This window comes from Janthinobacterium sp. GW823-FHT01H08 (genome assembly GCF_058797855.1).
Genome location: NZ_CM179504.1, coordinates 5703942 through 5729155 on the forward strand (window position 1 = coordinate 5703942; position 25214 = coordinate 5729155).

At 63.8% G+C, this 25214-nt stretch carries 26 protein-coding genes; 11 read left to right on the forward strand and 15 right to left on the reverse strand.

Annotated elements, in window-relative coordinates; all coding sequences use genetic code 11:
- Positions 1-40: 40 nt before the first annotated feature.
- Positions 41-1249, forward strand: a complete 1209-nt coding sequence (locus AC3RCG_RS25565) for a hypothetical protein (protein WP_070291072.1) — start codon at positions 41-43, stop codon at positions 1247-1249.
- Between the two features lie 15 nt (positions 1250-1264).
- Here the strand turns inward: AC3RCG_RS25565 and AC3RCG_RS25570 are convergent, their stop codons facing one another.
- Together AC3RCG_RS25570 and AC3RCG_RS25575 are read right to left on the reverse strand one after the other, a co-directional pair.
- A complete protein-coding gene (locus tag AC3RCG_RS25570; protein WP_070291016.1) occupies positions 1265-1777 on the reverse strand; it encodes a DNA-deoxyinosine glycosylase in 513 nt (170 codons plus the stop codon).
- Positions 1778-1843: 66 nt separating this feature from the next.
- A complete protein-coding gene (locus AC3RCG_RS25575) occupies positions 1844-2722 on the reverse strand; it encodes a hypothetical protein (RefSeq protein WP_492402274.1) in 879 nt (292 codons plus the stop codon).
- A gap of 160 nt (positions 2723-2882) precedes the next feature.
- Here AC3RCG_RS25575 and AC3RCG_RS25580 point away from each other — a divergent pair, with 160 nt between their 5' ends.
- The 4 genes from AC3RCG_RS25580 to AC3RCG_RS25595 all read left to right on the forward strand — a co-directional run bounded on the left by AC3RCG_RS25580 (position 2883) and on the right by AC3RCG_RS25595 (position 5722).
- Positions 2883-3311, forward strand: coding sequence for an Mpo1 family 2-hydroxy fatty acid dioxygenase (locus AC3RCG_RS25580; protein ID WP_070224221.1), 429 nt, complete (start codon positions 2883-2885; stop codon positions 3309-3311).
- Between the two features lie 153 nt (positions 3312-3464).
- Entirely contained in the window at positions 3465-3914 is a 450-nt protein-coding gene (locus AC3RCG_RS25585; RefSeq protein WP_492402273.1) for an outer membrane lipoprotein, read from the forward strand.
- 342 nt (positions 3915-4256) lie between these two features.
- The gene (locus AC3RCG_RS25590) at positions 4257-5201 is read left to right on the forward strand and encodes a DMT family transporter (RefSeq protein WP_492402271.1); all 945 of its coding nucleotides are present in this window, start codon (positions 4257-4259) and stop codon (positions 5199-5201) included.
- Complete coding sequence (locus AC3RCG_RS25595) at positions 5198-5722, forward strand: GNAT family N-acetyltransferase (RefSeq protein WP_492402269.1); 525 nt, start codon at positions 5198-5200, stop codon at positions 5720-5722. The genes AC3RCG_RS25590 and AC3RCG_RS25595 overlap by 4 nt, the downstream gene beginning before the upstream one ends.
- 203 nt (positions 5723-5925) lie before the next feature.
- Here the strand turns inward: AC3RCG_RS25595 and AC3RCG_RS25600 are convergent, their stop codons facing one another.
- Positions 5926-6063 carry a hypothetical protein gene (locus AC3RCG_RS25600; RefSeq protein ID WP_409027780.1) on the reverse strand — a complete coding sequence of 46 codons (138 nt, stop codon included), beginning with the start codon at positions 6061-6063 and terminating at the stop codon, positions 5926-5928.
- A gap of 215 nt (positions 6064-6278) precedes the next feature.
- Here AC3RCG_RS25600 and AC3RCG_RS25605 point away from each other — a divergent pair, with 215 nt between their 5' ends.
- The gene (locus AC3RCG_RS25605; protein ID WP_034746290.1) at positions 6279-6458 is read left to right on the forward strand and encodes a hypothetical protein; all 180 of its coding nucleotides are present in this window, start codon (positions 6279-6281) and stop codon (positions 6456-6458) included.
- Between the two features lie 11 nt (positions 6459-6469).
- On the opposite strand, the gene AC3RCG_RS25610 is transcribed toward AC3RCG_RS25605, so the two are convergent.
- The 9 genes from AC3RCG_RS25610 to AC3RCG_RS25650 form a co-directional block, all read right to left on the reverse strand.
- Positions 6470-7915, reverse strand: coding sequence for a glycine betaine ABC transporter substrate-binding protein (locus AC3RCG_RS25610; RefSeq protein ID WP_492402364.1), 1446 nt, complete (start codon positions 7913-7915; stop codon positions 6470-6472).
- Positions 7916-7996: 81 nt separating this feature from the next.
- Positions 7997-9223, reverse strand: a complete 1227-nt coding sequence (gene hutI, locus AC3RCG_RS25615) for an imidazolonepropionase (RefSeq protein WP_070311633.1) — start codon at positions 9221-9223, stop codon at positions 7997-7999.
- Between the two features lie 12 nt (positions 9224-9235).
- A complete protein-coding gene (locus AC3RCG_RS25620) occupies positions 9236-9811 on the reverse strand; it encodes a HutD/Ves family protein (protein ID WP_070224217.1) in 576 nt (191 codons plus the stop codon).
- Positions 9811-11199: a formimidoylglutamate deiminase gene (locus AC3RCG_RS25625; RefSeq protein WP_492402265.1), complete on the reverse strand. Its 1389-nt coding sequence runs from the start codon at positions 11197-11199 to the stop codon at positions 9811-9813. Before AC3RCG_RS25625 ends, AC3RCG_RS25620 begins: the two co-directional genes overlap by 1 nt.
- Positions 11184-11987 carry an N-formylglutamate deformylase gene (gene hutG / locus AC3RCG_RS25630; RefSeq protein WP_409027777.1) on the reverse strand — a complete coding sequence of 268 codons (804 nt, stop codon included), beginning with the start codon at positions 11985-11987 and terminating at the stop codon, positions 11184-11186. Before hutG ends, AC3RCG_RS25625 begins: the two co-directional genes overlap by 16 nt.
- A 20-nt stretch (positions 11988-12007) precedes the next feature.
- Positions 12008-13567 carry a histidine ammonia-lyase gene (gene hutH, locus AC3RCG_RS25635; protein WP_492402264.1) on the reverse strand — a complete coding sequence of 520 codons (1560 nt, stop codon included), beginning with the start codon at positions 13565-13567 and terminating at the stop codon, positions 12008-12010.
- 19 nt (positions 13568-13586) lie between these two features.
- A complete protein-coding gene (gene hutU / locus AC3RCG_RS25640) occupies positions 13587-15290 on the reverse strand; it encodes a urocanate hydratase (protein ID WP_121670522.1) in 1704 nt (567 codons plus the stop codon).
- A gap of 127 nt (positions 15291-15417) precedes the next feature.
- A complete protein-coding gene (locus AC3RCG_RS25645) occupies positions 15418-17091 on the reverse strand; it encodes an amidohydrolase (RefSeq protein WP_492402263.1) in 1674 nt (557 codons plus the stop codon).
- Positions 17092-17158: 67 nt separating this feature from the next.
- Positions 17159-17773 carry a GNAT family N-acetyltransferase gene (locus tag AC3RCG_RS25650; protein WP_492402261.1) on the reverse strand — a complete coding sequence of 205 codons (615 nt, stop codon included), beginning with the start codon at positions 17771-17773 and terminating at the stop codon, positions 17159-17161.
- A 132-nt stretch (positions 17774-17905) separates the two neighbouring features.
- Between AC3RCG_RS25650 and AC3RCG_RS25655 the strand changes: the two genes are divergently transcribed.
- Genes AC3RCG_RS25655 through AC3RCG_RS25670 form a run of 4 tightly spaced genes read left to right on the forward strand, consistent with a single transcriptional unit; the run spans position 17906 to position 20437 of the window.
- Positions 17906-18976, forward strand: coding sequence for a hypothetical protein (locus tag AC3RCG_RS25655; RefSeq protein ID WP_492402260.1), 1071 nt, complete (start codon positions 17906-17908; stop codon positions 18974-18976).
- Entirely contained in the window at positions 18951-19421 is a 471-nt protein-coding gene (locus AC3RCG_RS25660; protein ID WP_492402259.1) for a hypothetical protein, read from the forward strand. Before AC3RCG_RS25655 ends, AC3RCG_RS25660 begins: the two co-directional genes overlap by 26 nt.
- The gene (locus AC3RCG_RS25665) at positions 19396-19920 is read left to right on the forward strand and encodes a hypothetical protein (RefSeq protein WP_492402258.1); all 525 of its coding nucleotides are present in this window, start codon (positions 19396-19398) and stop codon (positions 19918-19920) included. Before AC3RCG_RS25660 ends, AC3RCG_RS25665 begins: the two co-directional genes overlap by 26 nt.
- Before the next feature lie 13 nt (positions 19921-19933).
- Positions 19934-20437, forward strand: coding sequence for a hypothetical protein (locus tag AC3RCG_RS25670; protein ID WP_492402257.1), 504 nt, complete (start codon positions 19934-19936; stop codon positions 20435-20437).
- Positions 20438-20479: 42 nt separating this feature from the next.
- Here AC3RCG_RS25670 and AC3RCG_RS25675 read toward each other — a convergent pair whose 3' ends face one another.
- The 3 genes from AC3RCG_RS25675 to ada form a co-directional block, all read right to left on the reverse strand.
- On the reverse strand, positions 20480-22156 hold the full coding sequence (locus tag AC3RCG_RS25675; RefSeq protein ID WP_492402256.1) for a mechanosensitive ion channel family protein: 1677 nt from the start codon (positions 22154-22156) through the stop codon (positions 20480-20482).
- A 74-nt stretch (positions 22157-22230) separates the two neighbouring features.
- Positions 22231-22920: a 2OG-Fe(II) oxygenase gene (locus tag AC3RCG_RS25680; RefSeq protein ID WP_492402255.1), complete on the reverse strand. Its 690-nt coding sequence runs from the start codon at positions 22918-22920 to the stop codon at positions 22231-22233.
- Positions 22917-23972 carry a bifunctional DNA-binding transcriptional regulator/O6-methylguanine-DNA methyltransferase Ada gene (gene ada, locus AC3RCG_RS25685; RefSeq protein ID WP_070224302.1) on the reverse strand — a complete coding sequence of 352 codons (1056 nt, stop codon included), beginning with the start codon at positions 23970-23972 and terminating at the stop codon, positions 22917-22919. The genes AC3RCG_RS25680 and ada overlap by 4 nt, the downstream gene beginning before the upstream one ends.
- Positions 23973-24152: 180 nt before the next feature.
- Between ada and hutC the strand changes: the two genes are divergently transcribed.
- On the forward strand, positions 24153-24872 hold the full coding sequence (hutC, locus tag AC3RCG_RS25690; RefSeq protein ID WP_070224202.1) for a histidine utilization transcriptional repressor HutC: 720 nt from the start codon (positions 24153-24155) through the stop codon (positions 24870-24872).
- The last annotated feature ends 342 nt before the right edge of the window (positions 24873-25214 follow it).

The window sequence follows — 25214 nt, forward strand, 5'->3', positions numbered from 1 at the left end:
TCCGTTTGCCTGACCCGTATTCCTTAACCTGTTGATCGCCATGCCCAAAAATAAGCGCCCTGTCCCCCGTAAATCCGCCAACACGCCTGAAGACAAGGACGAATCCGTCACGCGCATGCTGTGCACGATGGCCCTGAACCTGGCCGAGCAGGAAGACAGCGAATCGCAGGGCACGGTGCTGGCCGAGCAAGCCGTCGAATTCGGCCGCCTGATCCGCAAGGCCTTGAATCAAAAGAAGGATGAAATCCTGTACGACGCCATCGAGCGTTCCAAGTACGAAGACGTGGGCGCCTACCAGTATTTGCGCAGCCATATCGAGGAAGCGGCGTCCATTTCCGTGATCCGCCGCGAAAACGCCCCGGCCATGGAAATCAACGCCTTCGTCGTGCCCTTGCTGGTGCAAAGCACGGGCGGCCTGAAAGAAGCGGACAGTTTCCAGGACCAGGACGCGTTCGAAGCGCTGGTGAAAAGTTTCCAGCAAGCAGAACTGGAAAGCGCCAAGGCCAAGGTGGTATTGATGAGCCATGCCTATGACCTCGATGAAATCGACCGCATTACCTATAGCCATCTGCATGAGATGGTGCGCGATGCCTATTCGTCGATGACAGACAAGAAAATCGTCGCCACGCCGGGCCTGGAAAGCAGCATCGTCGGCTGGAGCGAGACGGCTTTCGGCCCGCAGGACACGGCCGTCGAACTGCGCTTCCTGCTGGGCTTTGCCCTGAAGCGCGTAGACGACCCGTTCTATACGGAACCGAAGGACGAAGCGGCGCTCGACGCCTGGTTTGATGCGCGCATGGCCCGCTACCAGCAGTGGACGACGGAAGTGGGCGACCTGGTGAAACGCTGCCTGGCGCCGGCCGGCAGCGCGCTGGAAGTGAGCTTCCTCTACCAGGACTTGTTCCACGGCGGCAAGGAACAAGGCATGAGCGAATATGCGATGCTGCAGATGATGTCCGGCATCAACCATGCACTGGCGGAAAACAAGGTGGACGCGGGTGACGTCTCGGTGGTCGTCGGCCCGGCCGATGAACACGGTGAAATGCTGCTGCGCGTCAACGTCAGCACGGCGGGCGGCGCACTGCTGCACAGCGCCGACAAGCCGCTGGACCTGGCCGCCGACCTGCAGGACGAAGTCGACGACATCTGCGACGCGCTGGCCACCATCGGCGTCACCAACTTGTCCGTGGCGCTGAGATTCGATGCCAAGGGGCAACCACTGGAAGCGCAGCCGTACGCGCCTGCGTAAAGGCCGGCAACACGATTAACGCGCGGCCGGCTCCGGTTGGCCACGCAACGACAGCCACGCCTGCAATTTCTGCGCATACGCGAGCGTGTACGCCGGGCTGCTTGACGGCAAGCTGACGATGCGGTAACGCTGCGCGTGCTCGCCCAGCACCGTGAGGCCCAGCTTGGCGGCCGTGCCGCCGTTGAAGGCAATCGTGTGCAGCCGCGGCAAGCTGGCGGCCAGGGCCACCAGGTCATTGTCGTCGCGGGCGCGGATATTGCTGTCCAGGCTGCCCGTGCGCTGCGCCTGCGCCACCACATCCCACAGGCCCACGCCGTGCGCCAGCAAGGTGGCCAAACGCTCTTCATAGGGCAGGCTCTTCAACTCCACGCCCAGCACCTCGCCCAGCAGCATCCAGAACTTGTTTTGCGGATGCGCATAGTACTGGCTGTGCGCCAGCGATTTTTCGCCGGGCAGGCTGCCCAGTATCAGCAGGCGCGTGCCGGCATCGACGACGGGGGCGAAACAGCGCTTGCGCGGGTCCGGCATGGCCGGTTCAACAGACAATAAGCGGGTCAAAAGCGGCATCCTGCAGGATTGGGGACAGCGTCTATTTTACTGGGGCCATTGCACGGGCACAGACATGATGCCCTTGTCATCCCACACCAGTACCTGTGCCGTATGAAATCTGCCTTGCGGTGTGACGGCATTGCCGACGCCGTTGACATGGTATTGGTAGCCCGATCCATAGCGTTGCGCCACGATCGCACGCGCCTGCGTAGCCGTATCTCCATGCGAGGCATGCAGCTGGAAAGCCACGCCAGCCATGCCGAGGATCAGGCCGCAGATGGCAGGGATGCGCAGATCGCGTCGCTTGTAGCCCCTGGCAACGCAGGCGGCCATGACGGCAGGCATACCCAGCTGACGATACAGGTAATGAATGACCCACAATGACAGCACGGCTTCCAGCACCGACCAGATACGATAGCCGGGTGCGAGCTTGAATTGCATCACCGTCAGGGACATCGGCTGCAGAAACAGGAAATCGATCGCCAGCACGGCAGGCACGATCCAGAATACCGCCAGCCAGCGCAGCCAGACTGCCGCGCGCAGCTTGCCGCGCACCAGGCAGGCACCAAAGATCAACAAACCGAGATTGCCAAACACATAGGTCCGGCTACCTGTCTGCAAGGTTTCCAGCAAGCCCGCCACTCGCAACACCACCCATGCGAACAGCAACACATAGCCCGCAGACCGCAGAAAGGGGCCGGCTGCTTCCTTGAGCGCGGCAGTGGCCGGATCGAGCGGCTTGTCCTGCGGCCGCGCTGCCCACTGGCGCTGTTCTGCCGCATGGTCATCCTGCTGGCGCTGGGCAATTTCCGCTTCGATGCGCTGGCGCCGTGCCGCATCGGCTCCGTCGGCGCCGGACAGGGCTTGTTGCAGGGACGCCATCGAATAGCGCTGGTAATCAGGGTGGCTGGCTTGCAATGTCACGGATACCTTTATTCCATCTGTGCAGTGAGTGAAAACATTTCCAATTGGAAATAATAGCCCAGAATTTCCAATACAACAATTCTGCGGGCGGTTCGCTGCGTTCGGTTGCCTGAGTTCCGGTGTAGAATTTCCAGCCAGAACACCACACAAGAGACCGCCCATGCGCACCATCGACACCCTGCTGGCCCAGTATGGCGAAAGCCACCGCAACCACGTCAATGAATGGGTGCACATCGTGTGCGTGCCGCTGATCGTTTTCAGCTTGCTGGGGCTGCTGTGGAGCGTGCATCCCAGCGTGGCGCTGCTCGGCAGTATCCTGGCCTTATACTATTACTACAAGCTGTCGCGCCCGTTTGCGGCGGGCATGCTGGCGATGCTGGCCGCCATGCTGGGCCTGCTGCTGCTCATGCCGCCGCTGACCATCCTGCCCGCGTCGCTGGCGCTGTTCGTGCTGGCCTGGATAGGCCAGTTCATCGGCCACCAGATCGAAGGCAAGAAGCCGTCGTTTCTCGACGACTTGCGCTTTTTGCTGGTGGGTCCGCTCTTCGTGCTGGGATTTTTGTACCGGCGCCTGCGGCTGGCGTATTGAGCGGCAGGCGGTCACGTGGCCACTCGGTCACGCGGGGCCAGTAACAGATTTTTACTATTCGCAACTAGTTATCTTAGGAAAGTGTCCTTATGATAAGTCATCATCTGCCGGTCGACGCAATCGGCAACCAACTTTTGTCCAAGGGAGTCCTACATGAAAGCACCAATTATTGCAGTGGCATTGCTCGCCACCCTGGCCGGTTGCGCCGTACAACCGAACTCGGCAAATGTCTACAACGCGCGCCAGGCGCAGAATGAACAATCGGTTCGCATGGGCACGGTTGAATCCGTGCGCCAGGTAACCATCGACAAGGGCGAAACGGGCACGGGCGTGCTGGCTGGCGCGGCGCTGGGCGGCGTGGCCGGCTCGACAGTCGGGGGCGGCAAGGGCGCCATTGCGGCCAGCATCCTCGGCGCCGTCGCCGGCGGCATGGCCGGCAAGAGCATCGAAGCGAACGCGTCCAACAAACCCGGCCTGGAAATCACCGTGCGCCTGGACAATGGCGACATGCGCGCCATCGCGCAAGACGCCGACGAGCTGTTCCGCCCCGGCGAGCGCGTGCGCCTGCTGTCGGACGGCCGCAAGACCCGCGTCACCCACTGATCTGCTTGCCGGCGCATGCGCTCAGCCGAATGCGCCGGCAGCGAGCAAGGCAGAAGGGTGCAGCCAGATGGCAATCACAGCAGTCACGACGACATACACAAGCACGCTCCATACTTTGATGTGCAGTGAGGCTGGCATGGCGGTCCCCTTCAAAGATGCAATCCGGAAAATATTTACTTGATATTAATGTAAATATTTTCATAAATTCAATATTTTTCAGAAGCACTGCGCTGGCTCAATGCCTGGTGTTTCTTGGCAACACATCGAGCAAGCTCGACCGCACTCGCCATCGCTGCACGATGCCCGCTCGCCATCGCTGCGCGATGCCCGTATACTTGCGCGATGTCCTCTCCTCTCCTGTTCATCATTGCCTGCCTGATCTGGGGCTCCACCTTCTGGGCCATCACCTTGCAGCTGGGCGACGTCGCCCCCGCCGTTTCCGTCGTCTACCGCTTTGGTCTCGCGTCCGCCACCCTGTTTGCCTGGTGCGCCCTGCGCGGCGACCGCCTGCGCCTGCCCTGGCGCGCGCAAAAATGGATGCTGCTGCAGGGCCTGGCCTCGTTTGCCCTCAGCTATGTGTGTACGTATAGTTCGGAGCAATACCTGGTGTCGGCCCTCGTCAGCGTGCTGTTCGCGCTGATGGTGTTCTGGACGCCCTTGCTGAACCGCATTGCCTTCGGCACACCGATCACCTGGAGCACCTGCTGCGCGGCGTTCGTTGCCATCTGCGGCATCGTGCTGCTGTTTTACCAGTCCATCGGCGCGGCGCTGCACGATATGCTCGGCGGCGGCAATGGCCATTTCCTGCTCGGATTCATGCTGGCCCTGGTGGCCACCGTCTCCAGCACGGCAGGCAACGCCCTCGTCATGAAAGTGCGCGAACAGTCGGGCAATGTGATGCTGACCATGGCCTGGACCATGCTGTGGGGCACCTTGATGGTGGCTTGCTGGGCCATCGCCACGGGCCAGTCCTGGCAGCTGCCCGCGCGCGCCAGTTACTGGATGGGATTGCTGTACCTGGCCCTCTTCGGCTCGGTGATCGCCTTCAGCGCGTATTTCACCCTGATCGCGCGCATCGGCACGCAAAAGACCGTGTATATCGGCGTCGTCACGCCCGTCATTTCCGTGCTGCTGTCGGTGCAGTTCGAACATTACCGGCCCGCCCCCATCGAATGGGTGGGCATGGTGCTGTGCCTGTCCAGCGTGGCCTGGGCGCTGACGTCGGGCGCGCGCAAGACGGCTGCCGTTTCCTCTCTTTCCACCACTTCATCCGCAAAGGCAACATGAGCACCTCTCCCTCCCTCGCCATCCGTCCCGCGACCGCATCCGACGTGGCCGCCATCTTCGGCATGATCCATGAACTGGCCGTGTTTGAAAAACTCGAACACATGATGATCGCCAAGGAATCCATGCTGCACGACAGCCTGTTCGGCAAGCACCCCGCGTGCGAAGCGCTGGTCGGTGAGGAACATGGTGAAGTAGTGACGTTCGCCCTGTTCTTCCACAACTTTTCCACCTTCCTGTGCCGCAAGGGCCTGTACCTGGAAGACCTGTACGTGAAGCAATCGGTGCGCGGCAAGGGCTATGGCAAGCAGATGCTGGTGGCGCTGGCGCAACTGGCCGTCGAACGCGATTGCGGCCGCTTCGAATGGTCGGTGCTGGACTGGAATGAAAACGCGATCAACTTCTACCAGGGCATGGGCGCGGACGTGATGCCGGACTGGCGCATCTGCCGCGTGGCTGGCGATGCCTTGACGCAATTGTCGGCGGGCACGCCGAAAGCCATTGCATTCGAACCGTCAGAGTAAGTTCCCCAAAAAAAATCCCCGCGGGCTAGCGGCACCGCGGGGTGAACCCATTGTCAAGTGGGAGGGGGAGAATGCAATCAACGGTTATCAATATAAACGCAGCCGCTTGCGATGGCGCAGACCTTTACATTTGCTTACCGGGCCTTACATTTGACTTAAATCTGCTAACCAAGTGTCACCAAGTGTCGCTCGGATGACACTGATTATTTCCGTGGTTCAATCAATGTGCCGTGCAAGCCGATATGTTGTTGCGCAACCCCACTGCCACCCTGCGAATTTTTATAGATTTGGTACACTGTCAGGCAGGCGATGCAGCCAGCAACCACGGCAAAAATGACCATGCGACGCTCCTTGAGTATGCTTGATGGGATCAGGGCTCGCGGCTGATGATGTCCAGGCGAGCAGGGAAGATTCAGTGTGGCATCTGCGACGTTGGGGGCATTGCGCAATGTCAAACGCGCCAATTTGACGGGGTCATGCCGTTTGATATGACGCAAAGTGGCGGCATTCCGCTCACACAAAATGAACGCATCATTTCGCATCCGGGAGCCACATCATGAATGTCTCTGCCAAACCGCTCGTCATGAAGATCTACCGCGCCTACCTGCGTTCCCGCCTGGAACGCTACACGCGCGACTTGCAAGCCATCGCCGAACAGCGCGAAAACGACTTCCAGGCCGAACGCATCCTGCACCAGGCCGTCGTCTCGGTGCGCTCGAAACTGCACTCGCTGTAACCGTGATGCCGTCAGCGCTGCCGGCCGGCCACGGCCCAACGCTCCACCAGTTCGAACAGGCCTTGCGTCAGCAGGGCCAGCACGGCTGCGGGGATCGCGCCGGCCAGCAGCATGTCGTTGTCATTCAGCGCCAGGCCGATGGTGATGCGTTCGCCATAGCCGCCCGCGCCGATGAAGGCGGCGATGGTGGCCGTGCCCACGCTCATCACGGCCGCCGTTTTCACGCCCGCCAGCATCACGGGCAAGGCCAGCGGCAAGTCCACATGCAGCAGGCGGTCGCGCCGGCTCAAGCCCAGCGCCAGCGCCGCCATGCGCAAGCCTTGCGGCACCTGCAAGATGCCCGTGCACGTGTTGCGCACGATGGGCAGCAAGGCGTACACGAATAGCGCCACCAGCGCCGGCACCAATCCGATCATGCCCAGCACGGGAATCAATATCGCCAGCAGGGCCAGCGACGGCACCGTCTGCAGCACGCCGACGAAGGCCAGCACGGTTTGCCGCAGCGGCGCCGAAAACGCCGCCAGCACGCCCAGCGGAATGCCGATCAGGCACGCCAGGGCCACCGACAGCAGTACCAGCGTCAGGTGCTGGCGCGTCAGGGTCCACAGATCGTCGCCGATGATTTTATCGAGCAAACCGCTGCGCGCGGCGGCCGGTGTGTTCGCCCGCGTGCCCGATGCCAGCCACTGCCGCGCCACGCCGGCAAAGCTCTTGCCGTCGATTTCCACGGCCGCATTCATGGCGATCATGTCGCCCTCGCTGATGCGCCCCTGCAACCCTTGCAAGGCTTGCCAGGCAGCAGGAAAGCGCTGCGGCACGTCGAGCCGGTACAGCAGCATGGCGTCGTAGCGGGGAAAATACTGCTGCGTGTCAGCCAGCACGCGCAAGCCATACTGGCGGATCTTCGCGTCCGTCGAATAGATGTCGATCACATCCACCTGGCGCTGCGCCAGCGCTTCATAGGCGATGCCGTGATCGAGTCCGCGCGGGCGCTGCGGCAGTCCATAGCGCGCGGCCAGCCCCGGCCAGCCATCGATCCTGCCGATGAATTCATGCGACAGGCCGAATGTCAAGGCCGGGTGCTGCGCCAGCTGCGCCAGGCTCGTGATGGATGTTTCATCGCCGCGCATGGCCAGCGCATACGTATTGTTAAAGCCCAGCGGCACGGCCACGCCCAGCCCCAGCGCCGCCAGCTCGCGCCGCATCTGCGCCAGGTCGATGGCTTTGTCGTGCTTGAGAATTTCGCTGGCGATGGTGCCCATGTATTCGGCATATACGTCGATGCTGCCTGCCTGCAGCGCGGCCAGCACGATGGCCGTGTTGCCCAGGCCCTGGCGGTGCTGCGCCCTGACGTGCGGCGCGGCGCTCTGCTGGATGATCTCGCCGAGGATGTACGATTCCGTAAAGCGCTTCGAACCCACCTTCAGGGTGCCGCCGTCCATGGCAAGGGAGGACATGGGCGCGGCGGCGAAGACTAGTAACAACAGCAAGTAAAACGGCAAATAAGCAGCACGCACGCGGCGCTCCAGGACGGATGATCAATCCGGCAAGCTTACCACCGGCGCGCGCCAGACACCGCCGTACACCACGCCCGCGCACGGGTTCAGGCCCAGTGCATACGCCAGGTCGGCCGGGCGCGCGATGCGCCACAGGGCGAAATCGGCGCGCTTGCCCACTGCCAGGCTGCCCGTTTCCTGCTGCAAGCCCAGCGCGCGCGCCGCATGGCACGTAACACCGGCCAGCGCTTCCTGCGGCGTCAAGCGCCACAAGGTGCACGCCATGTTCATCGCCAGCAGCAATGACGTCATCGGCGACGTGCCCGGATTGCAATCGGTGGACACGGCCATCGGCACGCCGGCCGCGCGCAAATCTGAGATGGGAGGTTGCTGTACTTCGCGCAAAAAATAATAGGCGCCCGGCAGCAGCACGGCCACCGTGCCATGCCGCGCCATGGCGGCGATGCCCTCGTCCGACAGGAATTCCAGGTGGTCGGCCGACAGGCCGCCGTAGCGGGCCACCAGCGCCGCACCGCCCAGGTCCGACAGCTGCTCCGCATGCAGTTTGACGGGCAGGCCCAGCGCCTGCGCCGCCTCGAACACCGTTTCGGTTTGCGCCGGCGTAAAGCCGATGCGCTCGCAAAAGGCGTCGACGGCATCGACCAGGCCATCGCCGGCCAGCCGGGGCAGCATCTGCGCGCACAGCAGCTCGATATACGCATCGGCCTGTCCCGCGTATTCGGGCGGCAGCGCGTGCGCGCCAAGAAACGTGGTGCGCACGGATACGGGCAGCTCTTGCCCGATGCGGCGCGCCACGCGCAGCATCTTCGCCTCGCTGTCCGCATCGAGGCCGTAGCCGGACTTGATCTCCAGCGTGGTCATGCCTTCGGCCAGCAGCGCCAGCACGCGGGGCAGGCTTTGCCGCAGCAATTCATCGTCGCTGGCCGCGCGCGTGGCGCGCACGGTGGACATGATGCCGCCGCCGGCGCGGCTGATGTCTTCATAGCTGGCGCCATTCAGGCGCGCCTCGAATTCGTCGCTGCGGTTGCCCGCGTGGACGATGTGCGTATGGCAGTCGATCAGGCCGGGCGTGAGCCAGCAGCCCTGGCCGTCGTGCAGCACCGCGCCGCTGGCCGGCAGCTCGTCGCCGGGACCGAACCAGGCGATGCGGCCATCCTTGACGGCGATGGCCGCGTCGAGCAGTTCGCCATAGCCATGTTCCATGGTGGCCAGGTGGACGTTGTGGATGACCATATCCCAGTCTTGCATCGCTTTTCTCTCCTAGATGAACAGGTCGACGCGGAACACGGCCGTGCGCTGCAAGGCGTCGAGCCGCCAGTCCGGCGCGTCGTCGGCGTCCAGCAGCAGCGCGTCATGGCGGGCCAGCGCGAACTGCTGCTCGCCACCGCGCGCCAGCACGTGGCCTTCGCCGGCGACGAACAGCAGGGTCGCCGCACTGCGCCGTACCAGCCTGCCCGGCGCCGTGATTTTTTCCAGCTGGTGGCGGCAGCGGTCGCGCCGCGTCATCACATTGAAATCCGTCGTCGGCCCCTTGACCTGCGCCTCCACGGCGGCCTCGCCGGGAAACCACAGCATCGGTTGCGCCGCGCTCAAAACCACCTTGCGCGTGCCGTCGAGCGTCAGCTGCACGCTGTCGCCATCGACCAGCATCAGGCTGCGGTCAATGCCGGGAAAGCTGGAAAACGGCCCGCTGGCCGTGATCGTCGCCAGGCTGATACGCCAGTCAAAATCGTCGAAACCGGCGTCCGGCGGAGAAATGGCGATTTCCGTCGTGCTGCCGCCGCCGTTTTTCCACGGCGCGGCGCGCAGGTATTCCTGTGGGATGAAGGTCGCCATCAGAGCGCCCTCAGTTGTGCCAGGGTGCGCTTGTAGGCGGTGGCGATGGCGTCCTGCGCCACGTGGCGCCCGTCGCGCACCTGCCACTGGCCGCCGCACAGCACGTCGCGCACCAGCTTGTCGTTGCCGCAGAAGATAAAACTGCCCAGCACGTCGGCGATGTCCACGCCGCACAGGTTCACATGCGCGTCGTCGAGCACCAGCACATCGGCGCGGCAGCCCGGTGCCAAAGCACCGAGCTTGCGTCCGGCCGCCTGCGCGCCGCCCCGCAAGGCTGCCTGCCACAGATAGTCGCCCACATGGCGCTGCTCCGGCGTGGCGGCCACATTGCGCTGCTGGCGCTGCAAGCGCTGGCCGTATTCGAGCCAGCGCAATTCTTCCACGGGCGACTGCGACACGTGGCTGTCGCTGCCGACGCCGAAACGCCCGCCGGCGGCGATGAATTCCGCCAGCGGGAACAGGCCGTCGCCCAGGTTCGCCTCCGTCGTCGGGCACAGGCCCGCGACAGCGCCGCTGGCGGCCATCCGCGCCACCTCGTCGGGCTGCACATGCGTGGCATGCACGAGGCACCAGCGCGCATCGACGTCGACCTGGTCGTACAAATACTGCACCGGGCGCCGGCCGCTGTAGTCGAGGCACTGCCGCACCTCGCCCTGCTGCTCGGCGATGTGGATGTGGATAGGGCGATCTGCGGGCAGCGCTTGCGCCACTTCGCGGATCTGCGCCACGCCGGCGGCGCGCAGCGAATGCGGCGCAAAGCCCACTTCCACCTGCCCGCCGCGCTGCGGCGCCAGCGCCTCGACGATGCGCAAGACATCGTCCGCACCCGTGCGGAAGCGCGCCTGCTCGGGTTTGAGGGGCTGCTCGCCGAAGCCCGCATGGCTGTACAGCACGGGCAGCATGGTCATGCCGATGCCGCTGACGCGCGCCGCGGCCAGCACCCGTTCAGCCGTTTCGGCGGGACGCGCATACAGGGCGCCAGCCGCATCGCGCTGCAGGTAGTGAAATTCGCACACGGACGTGTAGCCATGGCGCAGGCATTCGGCAAACAGCTGCGCGGCGATGGCTTCCATCTGTTCCGGCGTGATGCCGCGCGCGAAGCGGTACATCAGCTCGCGCCAGGTCCAGAAGCTGTCCGCTACCTGATTAACCTCGTCACCCGCAACCTCCGTCATGCCGCCCAGCGCCCGCTGGAAGGCATGCGAATGCAGGTTGACCATGCCGGGCAAGACATACTCGGCCACTTCCGCGCCGGGCGGCACTGTGGCGCCCTCCGTCACCGCCGTCAAGTCACCGGCCGCATCCCATTCCAGCAGCACGTCGCGGCGCCAGCCTTGCGGCAGCAGCGCGTGGCGCGCGAACAGACAGGTACTCAACGCGCCACCCATGCCACGGCCGCTTCCATCATCTGGCGCAGCAGCGGCTGCACCCGGGCCGCCAGGTCGGGCCGGTAGCCGAATGGCGCCGCCTCGTCCATGCCAGGTTCATTCATGTACAGGCACTGGCACATCTCGAGCTGGATCGCATGCACGCGCTTGTCCGGCTGGCCGTAATGGCGCGTGATATGCCCGCCCTTGAAGCGGCCATTCAAGGCCACGGTAAATGCATCCTGCGCGCGCGCGATGTCCACCACGGCGGACGTCAGGCCCGCATCGCAGCTGGCGCCATCGGCCGTGCCGAAGTTCAGGTCGGGCAGCTTGCCGTCGAAGAAGCGCGGCACATGCGAGGCGATGGAATGGGCATCCCACAGCACCACGGCGCCATGCACGCGCAGCAGGCGGTCCAGTTCCGCGCGCAGCTGCGCATGATACGGCGCCCAGTAGCGCTGCAACCGGCGCTGCACGTCGGCCGCATCGGGCTCCTTGCCGGCCAGGTACAGCGGCTCGCGGTGGAAGGTATCGTTGGGCAGCAAGCCCGTCGTATCCTGCCCCGGATACAGATTCGTGTCTTCCTGCGGGCGGTTCAAGTCGATGGCGTAGCGCGACCAGCGCGCCGACAGTACTGACGCGTCCATCTCCTGCAAAAAACCGTACAGCTCGCGCAAATGCCAGTCCGTGTCGGCCTTGATCAGGGCCTGCGGCGTCATGCGCGCGGCGATATCGTCCGGTATGTCGGTGCCCACGTGGGGCATCGACACGAGCAGCGGGATGCTGCCTTCGTTGAAGCGGAAATCCATGCTTGTCTCCTTGCGCCCGCTCAAGCGTACAGCGGGGCGAACAAATTCTTGCAGGTGCTGCTCAATTCGCCCTGCAGCACCATCTGCTTGGCCGCCTCGATGTCGGGCGCGAAGAAGCGGTCGGCGTCGAAGAACGGCACCTTCTGGCGCAGCTGGTGGTGCACGTGTTCGAGGTGCGGCGAGGTTTTCAGCGGACGGTGGAAATCGATGCCCTGCGCGGCGGCCAGCAGCTCGATGCCGACGATGACGGCCGTGTTGTGCGCCATGTCGTCCAGGCGGCGCCCGGCGAACGTGGCCATGCTCACGTGGTCTTCCTGGTTGGCGGACGTGGGCAGGCTGTCGACGCTGGCCGGATGGGCGAGCGACTTGTTTTCCGACGCCAGCGCGGCGGCCGTCACGTGGGCGATCATGAAGCCGGAATTGACGCCCGGGTCGCGCACGAGAAACGGCGGCAAGCCGGACAACGTGGCGTCGATCAGCAGCGCGATGCGGCGCTCGGCCAGCGCGCCGATTTCGGCAATTGCCAGCGCCAGGGTATCGGCGGCAAAGGCGACCGGCTCGGCATGGAAGTTCCCGCCCGAGACGATTTCCGCCTGCCCGTTCGGGCCATCCTGGAAAATCAGCGGATTGTCCGTGACGGCATTGGCTTCGATCAGCAGGGTACGGCCCACGTTGCCGATCAAATCCAGGCAGGCGCCCATGACTTGCGGCTGGCAGCGCAGGCTGTACGGGTCCTGCACGCGCTCGTCGCCCTCCAGGTGCGAGGCGCGAATGGCGCTGTTGGCTACCAGCTGGCGGTACATCTGCGCGGCCAGTATCTGCCCCGGCTGTCCCCGCACGGCGTGCACGCGCGCGTCGAACGGCGCATCGCTGCCCTTGGCCGCATCGAGCGACAGCGCGCCCGTGACCATGGCCGCTTCCAGCAGGCGCTCGGCCATGAACAGGCCATGCAGCGCCAGCGCGTTCGACACCTGCGTGCCGTTGATCAGCGCCAGGCCCTCTTTCGCCGCCAGCACGACGGGGGCGATGCCCGCCTGCGCCAGCGCCTCGGGCGCCGCCATCAATTCGCCGTTGACGCGCACCTCGCCCACGCCCAGCATGGCCAGGGTCATGTGCGACAGCGGTGCCAGGTCGCCCGAGGCGCCGACGGAGCCCTTGGCGGGAATGGCCGGCATGATGCCCGCGTTGTACAGGGCGATCAAGGTATCGACGATCAGCGGGCGCACGCCGGAAAAGCCGCGCGCCAGGCTGCCGATCTTCATCAGCATGATCAGGCGCACGACGGCGTCCGACAGCAGCTCTCCCGTGCCGACGGAATGCGACAGGATCAGGTTGCGCTGCAATTGCTCGAGCTTTTCATCGGGGATGCGCGTCTTGGCGAGCAGGCCGAAGCCCGTGTTGATGCCGTAGGCCGCATCGCCCTTGGCGACGATGGCCTGCACTGCGCCGGCCGACGCCTCGATGACGGGATAGGCCTCGGCGGCGAGGATCAGTTTGGCGGGCGCGGCCCAGACGGCGCGCAGGTCGCCCAGGGTCATCGCGCCCGGTTTCAGGGTCCAACTTTTGGCATGCTGTGTCATAGTCATTCGCGTCTAAGTCTCAAGGAAGCATGGGAAGAATCAGGCCGTTGCGCTTGGCGCAGGCGGCCGCGGTTTCATAGCCGGCATCGGCATGGCGCATCACGCCCGAGCCGCTGTCGTTGACCAGCACCCGGGCCAGGCGTTTCGCCGCGCTGTCCGTGCCGTCGGCCACGATGACCATGCCCGCATGCTGAGAATACCCCATTCCCACGCCGCCGCCATGGTGCAGCGAGACCCAGGTGGCGCCGCCGGCCGTGTTCAGCATGGCGTTCAGCAACGGCCAGTCGGAGACGGCGTCCGTGCCGTCCTTCATGCTTTCCGTCTCGCGGTTCGGGCTGGCGACGGAACCCGTGTCCAGGTGGTCGCGGCCGATGACGATGGGCGCCTTCAGTTCGCCCGTGCGCACCATCTCGTTGAAGGCCAGGCCGGCGATGTGGCGCTCGCCCAGTCCCAGCCAGCAGATGCGCGCCGGCAGGCCCTGGAAGGCGATGCGCTCGCGCGCCATGTCCAGCCAGTGGTGCACCTGCTTGTGGTGCGGGAACAGCTCCTTGATCTTCGCATCCGTTTTATAGATGTCTTCCGGGTCGCCCGACAGGGCCACCCAGCGGAACGGCCCCCGCCCTTCGCAGAACTGCGGGCGGATATACGCGGGCACGAAACCGGGGAAGTCGAAGGCGTTCTGCACGCCCTGGTCGAACGCCACCTGGCGGATGTTGTTGCCGTAATCGACGGTGTGCACGCCCATGGCGTGGAAATCGAGCATGGCCTGCACGTGGGCGGCGCAGGAATCGGCGGCGGCCACCGTCAGGCGCGCGTGGCGCTGCGGGTCCTGCTGCGCCGCCTTCCAGTCCGACACGCTCCAGCCGCGCGGCAGGTAGCCGTTGACCAGGTCGTGCGCGGACGTCTGGTCCGTCACCAGGTCCGGCACCAGGCCGCCCGCCTTGGCGCGGCGCACCAGTTCCGGCAGCACTTCGGCCGCGTTGCCCAGGAGGCCAATGGAAATGGCTTCCTTGCGTTCGGTGTGATATTTCACCAGCGCCAAAGCTTCGTCCAGGCTCGCCGCCTGCTTGTCCAGGTAGCGCGTGCGCAGGCGGAAGTCGATGCTGCTTTGCTGGCATTCGATATTGAGCGAGACGGCGCCCGCCATGGTGGCGGCCAGCGGCTGCGCGCCGCCCATGCCGCCCAGGCCCGCCGTCAAGATCCAGCGCCCGCCCCAGTCGCCGCCGAAATGCTGGCGTCCCGCTTCGGCGAAGGTTTCATACGTGCCCTGCACGATGCCCTGCGTGCCGATGTAGATCCAGCTGCCGGCCGTCATCTGGCCGTACATGAACAGGCCCTGGCGATCGAGTTCGTTGAAGTGTTCCCAATTCGCCCATTTCGGCACCAGGTTGGAATTGGCGATCAGCACGCGCGGCGCGTCCGCGTGGGTCTGGAACACGCCCACCGGCTTGCCGGACTGGATCAGGAGGGTCTGGTCGTCTTCCAGCTCGCGCAGCGAGGCGAGTATCTGGTCGAAACAGGCCCAGTTGCGGGCGGCGCGGCCGATGCCGCCGTAGACGACCAGGTGCTGCGGATTTTCCGCCACTTCCGGGTCCAGGTTGTTTTGCAACATGCGGTAGGCCGCCTCGGCCTGCCAACTCTTGCAAGCCATGACCGTGCCGCGCGGCGCGCGGATGGTACGGCTGGCATCAAAGCGTGGATCGGTGTCCATTGTGCTGTTCATGCTGTCTCCTCGTAGGGTGCGAGCGGGCGTACCTGGCCCGCTCTGGTACTCCCAGCATAGGTTGTCTATACAACCAAGTCAACAGATTTTCTTTTGGGGTCAGACCCGACGGGTCTGACCCCGGCCCTCATTTTTTCTCGAACACGCGCTTGCCCGCCACCCACGTCTGCAGCACCTGCGTCTTGCCGATGGCCTTGGGCTCGACGGTGAACAGGTCCTGGTCGACGACGATGAAATCCGCCCATTTTCCCGCTTCCAGCGTGCCGATGACCTTTTCCTGGTGCGCCGCCCAGGCCGCGTCCAAGGTGAAGCAGCGCAGCGCTTGCGTCACCGTCATGGCCTGCTGCGGATACCAGCCGCCGGCCGGGAACCCCTCGCTGTTTTGCCGCGTGACGGCCGCGTGGATGCCCTCGAACGGGTTCGGCGACTCGATGGGGAAGTCCGAACCGCAGGCGATGCGCGAACCCTGCTTGAGGAAGGTGCGCCACGCATATGCGCCCTTGATGCGTTCGTGGCCCACGCGCTGCTCAGCCATGTTCTGGTCGGACGTCGCGTGCGTGGGCTGCATCGACGGCACGATGCCCAGCGCCTTGAAACGGGGGATGTCGGACAACTGCACCACCTGCGCGTGCTCCATGCGGTGGCGCAGGCCCGCGCTATGGTATTGCGCGATCAAGGCTTCATAGGCGTCGAGGATTTGATGGTTGCCCGCGTCGCCGATGGCGTGCACGTTCACCTGGTAGCCGGCGCGCATGGCTTTTTCCATTTTCGCGCGCATGGCGGCGTCCTTGTAGAACAGCAGGCCGCGGGTGGAAGGATCGTCGCTGTACGGCGCCAGCAGGGCCGCGCCGCGGCTGCCCAGGGCGCCGTCGGACAGCAGTTTGACGGCGCGCAAGGCGTACATGTCGCGCGCATAGCCTTTTAATGGGCCGCTTTTCGACAGCGCGTCGAAATCTTCGGTGGTATCGGCAATCATGCCGTAGACGCGCACCGTCAGCTTGCCGTGGTCCGCGTAGTCGCGGAACAGCCGGTCCTGCATCTGGCCGATGCCCGCATCGTGTACGCTGGTCAGGCCCGCCTGCGACAGCTGCGACAGCGCGCCATCGAGGGCGGCGCGGTTTTCCACGTCGCCCGGCTTGGGCAGCACGGCATCCATCAAGTCCATGGCGCTGTCGACCAGCACGCCGGTGGCGTTGCCGTCCGCATCGCGGACTATCTTGCCGCCGGCCGGGTCTTGCGTGGCGCGCGTGATGCCGGCCAGCGCCAGCGCGCGGCTGTTGGCCCAGCCCGCGTGGCCATCGACCCGGCGCAGCCACACTGGCCGCGCGCTTTCCACCGCATCGAGTTCCGCCGCCGTGGGAAAGCGGCCCAGCTTCCAGATTTCCTGGTTCCAGCCGCTGCCGACGACCCAGCTGCGCTCGGGATGCGCGCGGGCGAAGTCGCCCACGGCCTGCACGGCGGCCGGCAGCGACGACGAACCGTACAACATCACGCCGCTGGCGATCGTCCCCAGGCCGAACACGTGGCCGTGCGCGTCGATCAGGCCGGGGAGCACAGTCTTGCCCTGCACGTCGATGTGCAGGGCGCCCTTGGCCGCCTTGCGTTTCACCTGCGCGGCGCTGCCGACGGCGAGCAGCTTGCCCGCGTCGTCAAATGCCAGCGCCGTAAAACGCCGCACCTTGCCGTTGGCATCGAGCGTATAGCCGTTGGCATTGCCGATGACGGTATCGGCGTGAGCGTGGCCCAAGGTGCCCAGGCAGGCGAGAACGAGCAGGGTACGGCGCAGTGGCAGGGTCGGCATTTCCATCTCCAGGTCTTTTAATAAATGAGTGAAAAGACGAGTGTATAGAAATTGGCAAAATGGTCAATCAGGCAGCAGTGGGTTGCCGCAGCATCAGCCAGTAATCGCAACCTGTGACGGCTTCCGCATAACGCCCTGCCACCACGAAGCCCAGGCGGGCATAAAACGGCAGGCTGCGCTCGTTGTAGGTCTCCAGGAAGCACGCGGCGCCCGCCGCATCGACGGCCGCCAGGCCAGGCGCCAGCACGGACGCGCCCAGTCCCCGCCCCTGCGCGTCCGGGGCGATGCCGGCGATCGACAGATACCACGCGTCCTGCAGGGCATGCGGCGCCAGCGCGTGCTCCATGTTCCCGACGATGGCCGTGAAATGGGTGTAGCCCTGCTCTCCCAGCAGCACGCGCAAGGCATCCTCGCGCTGCGCGTAGGCGGCCTGACGCTGGGCTGCCGGCGCATCCGTCGTCCAGATGGCGGCGCCATTGCCACCGTCATCAGCCAGGTCGACGCGCCCCGCCTGCTCGCCCTCGGTCAGCGCCAGCGCAAAATACGCTTCCAGCATGGCCAGCCGTGCCGTTTCGTCGTCGCCGCAGGCCACCGTGACGGCGCGGTAAAACGGGTCGCCGATCAGGGCGGCGGCCAGGCTGCGGGCGGCTTGCGCTGCTTGAGTATGGGGTGCGCTGGGCATGGATTCTCTTTCTGTTCGTTGTATCTTTTCATTGCGACGCCCGGCATCTTAACGCAAGCGCCCAAGCCTTGCGCCCAGTCAATACCTCCCCGCCGCCGCTGGCCTACGCTGGCGTTTTATCGCGGAGGTTCCATGGCCAGGCACCATGTCATCAGCACCACCGCGTGCGACGTGTTCTTCAAGCTCGTGGCCCACCAAAAGAAAAGTCTGGGCGCGCGCTTCGACAGCATGATCGTCACCTTCAGCGCCGACGGCCAGCCCGTGCTGGGCGCCACCCTGCGCAACGCGACAAGCGGCTGCGAACTGCACCGCCTGGCCGGCCAGCCCGACGAATGCTGGTGCTGCGGCTACGACGAACAGCTGGAATTCGTCTCGCAAAACAAGGTGCCGCTGGCGCACGCCGACTACCGGCTCACCTTGAGCAATGGCGAAACGTGGACGGGCACGACGGATGCGAAGGGACGCACGGGGCGCATCGCCAGCAAGCGGGAAGAGCAAATTACCCAGGCCGAATTCCTGCCGCACGCGGACAAATCGCCATGCTGCGCCGCCGCCCCGAAACACGCGGCGCCAGCCGTCAAGCTCGTCCCGCTGGAAGGCATCAAGACGACCGACAAGGACGTCGGTTCGTCCGTCAAACAGGTGAAAGTGAAGGACAAGGTTCGCCCGCTGACCAGGGGCGAGATCGACATGGCGTGGATGCTGTTCCAGGATGCGATCGACTATAGCAAGGTCAAGGTGCATGGCGAGCCGTATCTATGGTTTGGCTTGCAGCCGAAGAACGTGGCCATGACGCCGGATGGGGAGATTTATTTTCATGAGTCGGAGTATCGGGAGGATTTCTCAAAGGAGGATGATCATCGGAAGCATTGGTTCATCCACGAAATGGTTCATATTTGGCAGTATCAACTCAACTATCCAGTAAAGATACGTGGTGCCATTCGTCTCGGCCTGGACTATACATACATTTTGCTAGCAAATCAAAAACTGGCCGATCACAATATGGAAGCTCAAGGAGATTTAATTGCAGACTACTTTGTGCTGAAATTTTTAGACTCTACTGAAGCAATGGTCCAACAGAAATATAAGAACTCTCAAAAAACTTTTGAAGAGGTACTCGGTGATTTCTTTAAAAATCGGAAAAGTCCAAAAAATCTTCCTGGTAATAATATCGACCATGAGCCTTTATTCGATATCCCCTGACGGATCCGCCTTTTCACGTATGGCATATGCTGTCGTCACTACTTCAAACGGAATACCGTGCTTTTCCATTACAAAAAAGGAGGAGGCACGCAATGGCACACCAATGCTCGGGGCATTAATCGTTTCCGATCTGTCCGTTCAACCCGTCAAGAAGGTATGGTCTTTCTCTGTACCTCCAGATTGGCCTATTCCAATCCATGCAGATTCGTGCATTCGTTATGGAGATTTGCCCCCTACTGCTACAGGAATTAAACCAAAAATTCTTATTCCAGGACATTTCTATAGCGTATTTCTGAATGGCCGCCCTAAAGATCCGTCCGATCCAACCTATGGCTATCAAGGCAAATTCTGCGTGAAAACTACGGCGACTGGCGGCCAGCAAATCATTCCCATCAACAGCGACATGCAGGCCTGGATCGATGAAGTCTGCCCAACGCCCCGCTAGCATCAATCCAACGCTGTTCATACTGCTCGCGCTCTCAAGTATGAACGGCTACGCGCGCTCACGCATGGCCGATGCCGAAGTTACCTCGATCAATGGCGTGCCCTGCTTTAGCATTTCCAAACAGGAAGAGAGGCGCAACGGCCAGCCCTTCCTCGGCGCCTTGAGCGTGTCCGACGTGACGGTCAAGCCAACGACGGAAATATGGGGGTTTCTCATGACGGACGCTAAGAAAATTCCGCTGTCTTCAACAAATTGCATTACCTATGGGAATATTCCGGCACATGCCGACGCCGTGCCCGCGCCTGAATTGAAGACCGGCAGGGTGTACGAGGTATTTCTGAATGGCAGGCCAGCCGATCCTGCCGATCCTACCTATGGATATGTGGCAAAGTTCTGTCTCGTACAGCAGGTCTCTGCCAAGCCACGCCTCGTCGTCATCAAAAGCGATACACAAGCCTGGATGGATGATACGTGCCCAGCCAGAAATTCTTCCCGATAACGCAAGGCATGCCATGAATCATCGCCACCTTATTCTTTGTCTGCTGGCGACCTTGACGAGCATGGATGCCTCGGCGTGGTCGCGCATGGGCACTGCCGCCGTCATGACGGAGGCTGGCCTTCCCTGCTTCAAAATTGCCAGCGAAGAGGAACGCTCAAGGGGGCCAGTCAGCCTGAAGATGCTGACGATCAGCACGCCTGGGCCGAATGGCTGGAAAGATGTATGGACGGTCATGTTTCCGAATGCCTCGTTTGGCGATCCCAGCTATCGTCTGCCAAACAAGGGATGCGTGCGCTATGGCAAGGCTCCCGAGGGGGCCGAGAGCAGCGCTGCCGCGCCGCTGGTGGCGGGAAAAGTGTATGGCGTATCCTTCCTGGGAAGGCCGCCATCCGCGTCCGATCCCACTTCGCGCTACTCGGCAGATTTCTGCCTGCTCGCGGCACCCGCCGGGGGATTCCAGGTGATTCAGCTGACAAATGGCAAGAATACCTGCGCTCCCGAGGAAAAACCAAGATAGCGCGTGCCATTGCATCCGTCACGCACAGACCACGCCTCGCGTTCAAGACTTGGGCGGAACCACCTCAATCGATTCCTCCCCCCGCTTCGCCGGCGCCCTGAACCATTCACCGGGCGGCACCACCTGCGACTCTTTCGGGTCGTCGATGTAGTGCGGCGAGGTGATCTGCACGTCGAACTCGTTGAAGACGTCGATGATGTTCTGGTGCAAGCGGTTCAGCACTTCGGCGCGTTGGCGGGGGACTTCGGCGCTGGCGTAGGCGACGAGGCGGTATTGCACGTAGTAATCTTGCAGGGCCAGCTGCATCACGTACGGTTTCGGCGTGGTCGACAGTTCCGTTGTGCGCGACGCTGCCAGTTCCAGCATGGCGTGCACTTGCCGCCACGGCGTGGCGTAGCCGATGGTGACGGTGGAGTCGAGCACGAAGCCGCCGCCGGGCTGGGCGCGCGAATAATTCTTGGTCGTTTGCGACATCACCCAGGCGTTCGGCAAGGCGACTTCTTCGCCCAGGCCCGTGCGCAGGCGCGTCTCGAACATGCCCAACTCGACCACCGTGCCCTCGCAGTCACCCACGCGCACATATTCGCCCTTGCGCAGGGCGCGCGTGTACATCAGGATCAGGCCGCTGGCGCCCTGGCCCACGATGCTCGACGCGCCGATCGACACCATCAAACCGACCAGCACGGACAAGCCCTGGAAGGCGGCCGTGTGCGAGCCGGGCAAATACGGATACGCCATGGCCAGCGCGAACAGCCAGATCACCACGCTGGCGATGCGGCGCGTGGGCAGGGCCGTGTCCTTGTCGAGCCAGCCGATCTGCAATTCGCCGCTTTCCACGCGCTTGAACAGCGAGGCGGCCGTGGCGGCGATCAGGCGCGCGATGGCGAAGATCACGCACACCAGCACCAGCCCCGGCAAGGCACCGATGATGGCGTGGAAGACGTCGGCCGCCACGTCGAACAGGTAGCCGCTCAGGCTTTCGCCCCAGGAGCGCGTGTAAGGCAAACGGCCCAGCACGAAGGCGGCCCACAGATACGTGGCCATCAGACGCAAGCCCCACAGCACGGCGCTGAGCAGTTGATACGCGAAGGCGATGTAGTGTTCGGCGTCGAGCACGCGCACATTTTTCAGGCGCACGTCGCGCAGGCGCGAAGCGAGCAGGATGCCGCTGCGGCGCTTGGCCCAGCGGTACAAGCGCGTCAAGCCCATCCACACCAGCCAGAACACGAGGGTGGCGGCCGCGCACACGGCGGCGGCGATCGCCAGGTAGCGCCAGCTGCCCTGTTCACGATAGTCAAACACGGCCTTGCTCAACTCGCCGGCGGCCGTTTTCGCCACGCTTTCCGTCGTGTCACCGGCCAGCAAGTTGACGTCGCCAGGCACGACGACGAACAGCTGCACGCCGTCGAGCAGCACTTGCGTGCCTTCTGGAATCATGCGCGTGCTCGCCTGCAGCGGACCGTTTTTCGCCAGCACGCTTTCCAGGCGGCGCTGCGCGCCGATGGCCCGTTCATCGGGCGGATAGCCGGCCAGCGCGGCGCGGAAGACGAATACCTTGCGGTTGGCAAACATCAATGGCGCCGTCTTGACGGGGGCGGCCTGCGACGGCGCGATGGCGGTCGCGGCTTCCGCAACGAGCGAGGATGCGCCCTCGTCCGCATGGGCTGCGGGCAGCAGGAAGATGATCAACAGGCATAACAGGCGGAGCAACGCGGACATGGCAACAGTGAAAAGTGACAGGGAGTAACCATCATGCCATGTAATTGCGGAAACTCAAGCGCCGCACCTATCGTTCAGCTCGCATCATGAAAAATGATGCCCAAGGTGTGGCGCATGCCCGAACGCAGGCGCGACACGCCATGGCGCATGTTAACGCGGTAACTGCCGCGCGCGCCGTTGACGGGGCGTTGCGCCACGGGAAAGATCACCGCGTCGCCCTGCGCCAGCGGCACGACCTCGGCACGCGACTGCATGCGCGGGCGCTGCTCCGTCAGCACGAATTCGCCGCCCGTGAAATCATCTTGCGGGCGCGACAGCAGCACGGCCAGCTGCAGCGGAAACACGTGCTCCCCATACAGGTCCTGGTGTAGGCAGTTGTAATCGTCCTTGCGGTAGCGCAAGAGCAAGGGCGTGGGCCGCGTTTGCCCCGCCGCATGGCAGCGCGCGAGGAAATCGGCGTGGCTGGAGGGAAAGCGCGCTTCCAGGCCCATGCTGGCGTGCCAGCGGTTGGCAATCGCCGCCAGCGGTCCGTACAGCTGTTCGCGCAGGCCGGCCACCACATCGGGCAGCGGATGCGCCCAATACTGGTACTCGCCCTGTCCAAAGCCATGGCGCTGCATCACCACACGGCTGCGAAAGCGCGACGCATCGTCATACTGCGCTGCCAGCGCCGCGCACTGCGCAGGATTGAGCAAGCCCGGCACGACGGCGCAGCCATATTGATTCAGCTCATCCTCGCTCTGCCGCCAATCGAGCGCCCTCACCGTTCGCCCTCGCGTTCCAGCAACGCCTGCTTGCGTTCCACGCCCCAGCGGTAGCCGGACAAGGCGCCATCGTTGCGCACCACCCTGTGGCAGGGGATGGCGACGGCCAGGGCATTGGCGGCGCAGGCGCCCGCCACGGCGCGCGCGCCTTTCGGCGCGCCGATGCGGCGGGCCAGCTCGGCATAGCTGACCGTGCTGCCGGCGGGAATTTCGCGCAAGGCTTGCCACACGCGCTGCTGGAACACGGTGCCGCGCACGTCCAGCGGCAAGTCCAGTCCGATCGCCGGCGCCTCGACCAGGCCCACCACCTGCGCCACCGTCTGTTCATAGTCAGGCTCGGCGCCGCGCAGCTCGGCTTGCGGAAAGCGGTCCTGCAAGTCGCGCAGCAGCAGTTCCGGGTCGTCGTCGATCAAAATGGCGCAGATGCCCTTGTCCGTGCTGGCCACGAGGATGGCGCCCAGCGAACAGGCGCCGATGGCAAAGCGGATCACGGCGCCGCTGCCGCCGGCACGGAATGCGCCCGGCGTCATGCCCAGCAAGCCGGGCGTGGCGGCATACAGACGGCCGCTGGAGTTGAAGCCGGCCGCATATAACGTTTCCGTGACGTTCGCCGCGCCTTGCAAGCCGGCCTTCAGGCGCTCGCCGCGCCGCGCCGCCGCGTAGGCTTTCGGCGTGATGCCCGTGTGCGCCTTGAAGACGCGGTGAAAGTGAAAGCGGCTCATGCCGGCCGCCTGCGCCAGCGCGTCCAGGTCGGGCAGCTCGTCGCTGGCATCGATCAAACGGCAGATGTCGGCCACGATGGCCGCCTGGCGCTGGGCCAGAGGCGGCAAGTTCGGCTTGCAGCGCAGGCAGGGGCGAAAGCCGGCCGCCTCCGCCTGCTCGCACGTGGCGTGAAAAGCCACGTTGCGGCGCAAGGCGGGACGCGCCGCGCAGGAAGGGCGGCAATACACGCCCGTCGTGCGCACCGAGTAATAAAAGACGCCGTCGGCATCGGGCGCGCGCCGCTGCAGGGCGTCCCAGCGTTCATCGTCAGTCAGGTAAGCGTGTTCCATGGCGAACTCCGTGCAAATCAATAATAAGTCACCAGCATAGCCAGCACCCGCGCGCGCCACACTCCGGCGCTTGCTTTTGAATTCAAAAAAGGCTGGCGGCGCCTGCCTTGCTCGGTGCTAAAATCGGCCATCGCGCCTCCAGCCGGCGGCGCGCCCTGCCCGCGCCCCGGAGAAACCGCATTGGACGATCATACTACCCAGGAAAATACGCCCATTTTCCAGCGCATCAAGGATTTTCTGCTGGCCGGCATCGCCGCCGGACGCTGGAAGGAAGGCGACGTGATTCCCTCCGAGCAAGCCCTCGTGAAACAATTCGGCGTCTCGCGCATGACGGTCAACCGCGCCGTGCGCGAACTGACCAGCGAACAGGTGCTGACGCGGCGCCAGGGTTCCGGCACCTATGTGGCGCAGCAAAAATACCAGGCGACCTTGTTGGAAATCAAGAGTATCGCCGATGAAGTGCGGGCGCGCGGACATATCCACCGCAGCAGCCTGCAATTGCTGGAACGTACGAAAGCCTCGGATTTGCTGGCCAAGCAATTCGGCCTGCCGCCGGAACACCCGCTGTTCCACTCGCTGATCGTGCATTTTGAAAACGGCGTGCCGATCCAGGTGGAAGACCGCTGGGTCAACCCCGAGTGCGCGCCCGACTACATGACGCAGGATTTTTCCAGCATCACGCCGAACGAATACCTGATGGCCGCCGCGCCCCTGCAAGGCGCCACCTACAGCATCGAAGCGCTGTCGGCACCGCGCGACATCGCGGAAATGCTGGCCATCGACACGAAACAGGCGTGCCTGGTCCTGCGCCGCCAGACGCGCTCGGGCGGCAAGATCGCCTCGATCGCCACCATGTGGCATCCCGGGCACCGATATCAGTTTGCCGGCAGTTTCACCTGAGAACACCTGAAAAAACCTACTGCGCGTCGCGCTTTGCGGCCTGTGATGCTCACCGTGCTCAAGCACGGTTGCGCTTCTCGGCCACAAATCGCTGCCGCTCGCTACGGTTTTATCAGGTGTTCTACAGATCGCTGATTCCGTAGCACGATTTCGCGCCGACTTTCTCTCAGATTCTCACCAAATCGCGAAAAAAACAGCCATTCCGGGGCAAAAAAAATCCCGTTTTGGCTGTTTCAGAACTTAAATACCCCGAGCAAATATTCGATGCTATAGTTGCCGCCAGAAAGCGCCGCAGGCGTTTATTTGAGCGCGCATCATGCACTGTCAGCCCAGTTCCATCAT

Coding starts and splice junctions, on each gene's coding strand:
- AC3RCG_RS25650 (WP_492402261.1), bottom strand. CDS start 17,773: ATGCCCAGCGCACCCCATACTCAAGCAGCGCAAGCCGCCCGCAGCCTG.
- ada (WP_070224302.1), bottom strand. CDS start 23,972: ATGGAACACGCTTACCTGACTGACGATGAACGCTGGGACGCCCTGCAG.
- AC3RCG_RS25645 (WP_492402263.1), bottom strand. CDS start 17,091: ATGCCGACCCTGCCACTGCGCCGTACCCTGCTCGTTCTCGCCTGCCTG.
- AC3RCG_RS25665 (WP_492402258.1), top strand. CDS start 19,396: ATGAAGTCTGCCCAACGCCCCGCTAGCATCAATCCAACGCTGTTCATA.
- AC3RCG_RS25675 (WP_492402256.1), bottom strand. CDS start 22,156: ATGTCCGCGTTGCTCCGCCTGTTATGCCTGTTGATCATCTTCCTGCTG.
- AC3RCG_RS25565 (WP_070291072.1), top strand. CDS start 41: ATGCCCAAAAATAAGCGCCCTGTCCCCCGTAAATCCGCCAACACGCCT.
- AC3RCG_RS25590 (WP_492402271.1), top strand. CDS start 4,257: ATGTCCTCTCCTCTCCTGTTCATCATTGCCTGCCTGATCTGGGGCTCC.
- AC3RCG_RS25660 (WP_492402259.1), top strand. CDS start 18,951: ATGAGCCTTTATTCGATATCCCCTGACGGATCCGCCTTTTCACGTATG.
- hutU (WP_121670522.1), bottom strand. CDS start 15,290: ATGAACAGCACAATGGACACCGATCCACGCTTTGATGCCAGCCGTACC.
- AC3RCG_RS25670 (WP_492402257.1), top strand. CDS start 19,934: ATGAATCATCGCCACCTTATTCTTTGTCTGCTGGCGACCTTGACGAGC.
- AC3RCG_RS25605 (WP_034746290.1), top strand. CDS start 6,279: ATGAATGTCTCTGCCAAACCGCTCGTCATGAAGATCTACCGCGCCTAC.
- hutH (WP_492402264.1), bottom strand. CDS start 13,567: ATGACACAGCATGCCAAAAGTTGGACCCTGAAACCGGGCGCGATGACC.
- AC3RCG_RS25570 (WP_070291016.1), bottom strand. CDS start 1,777: ATGCCGGACCCGCGCAAGCGCTGTTTCGCCCCCGTCGTCGATGCCGGC.
- AC3RCG_RS25610 (WP_492402364.1), bottom strand. CDS start 7,915: ATGTCCTCCCTTGCCATGGACGGCGGCACCCTGAAGGTGGGTTCGAAG.
- hutI (WP_070311633.1), bottom strand. CDS start 9,223: ATGCAAGACTGGGATATGGTCATCCACAACGTCCACCTGGCCACCATG.
- AC3RCG_RS25625 (WP_492402265.1), bottom strand. CDS start 11,199: ATGGGTGGCGCGTTGAGTACCTGTCTGTTCGCGCGCCACGCGCTGCTG.
- AC3RCG_RS25620 (WP_070224217.1), bottom strand. CDS start 9,811: ATGGCGACCTTCATCCCACAGGAATACCTGCGCGCCGCGCCGTGGAAA.
- AC3RCG_RS25655 (WP_492402260.1), top strand. CDS start 17,906: ATGGCCAGGCACCATGTCATCAGCACCACCGCGTGCGACGTGTTCTTC.
- AC3RCG_RS25595 (WP_492402269.1), top strand. CDS start 5,198: ATGAGCACCTCTCCCTCCCTCGCCATCCGTCCCGCGACCGCATCCGAC.
- AC3RCG_RS25600 (WP_409027780.1), bottom strand. CDS start 6,063: ATGGTCATTTTTGCCGTGGTTGCTGGCTGCATCGCCTGCCTGACAGTG.
- hutG (WP_409027777.1), bottom strand. CDS start 11,987: ATGGATTTCCGCTTCAACGAAGGCAGCATCCCGCTGCTCGTGTCGATG.
- AC3RCG_RS25580 (WP_070224221.1), top strand. CDS start 2,883: ATGCGCACCATCGACACCCTGCTGGCCCAGTATGGCGAAAGCCACCGC.
- AC3RCG_RS25585 (WP_492402273.1), top strand. CDS start 3,465: ATGAAAGCACCAATTATTGCAGTGGCATTGCTCGCCACCCTGGCCGGT.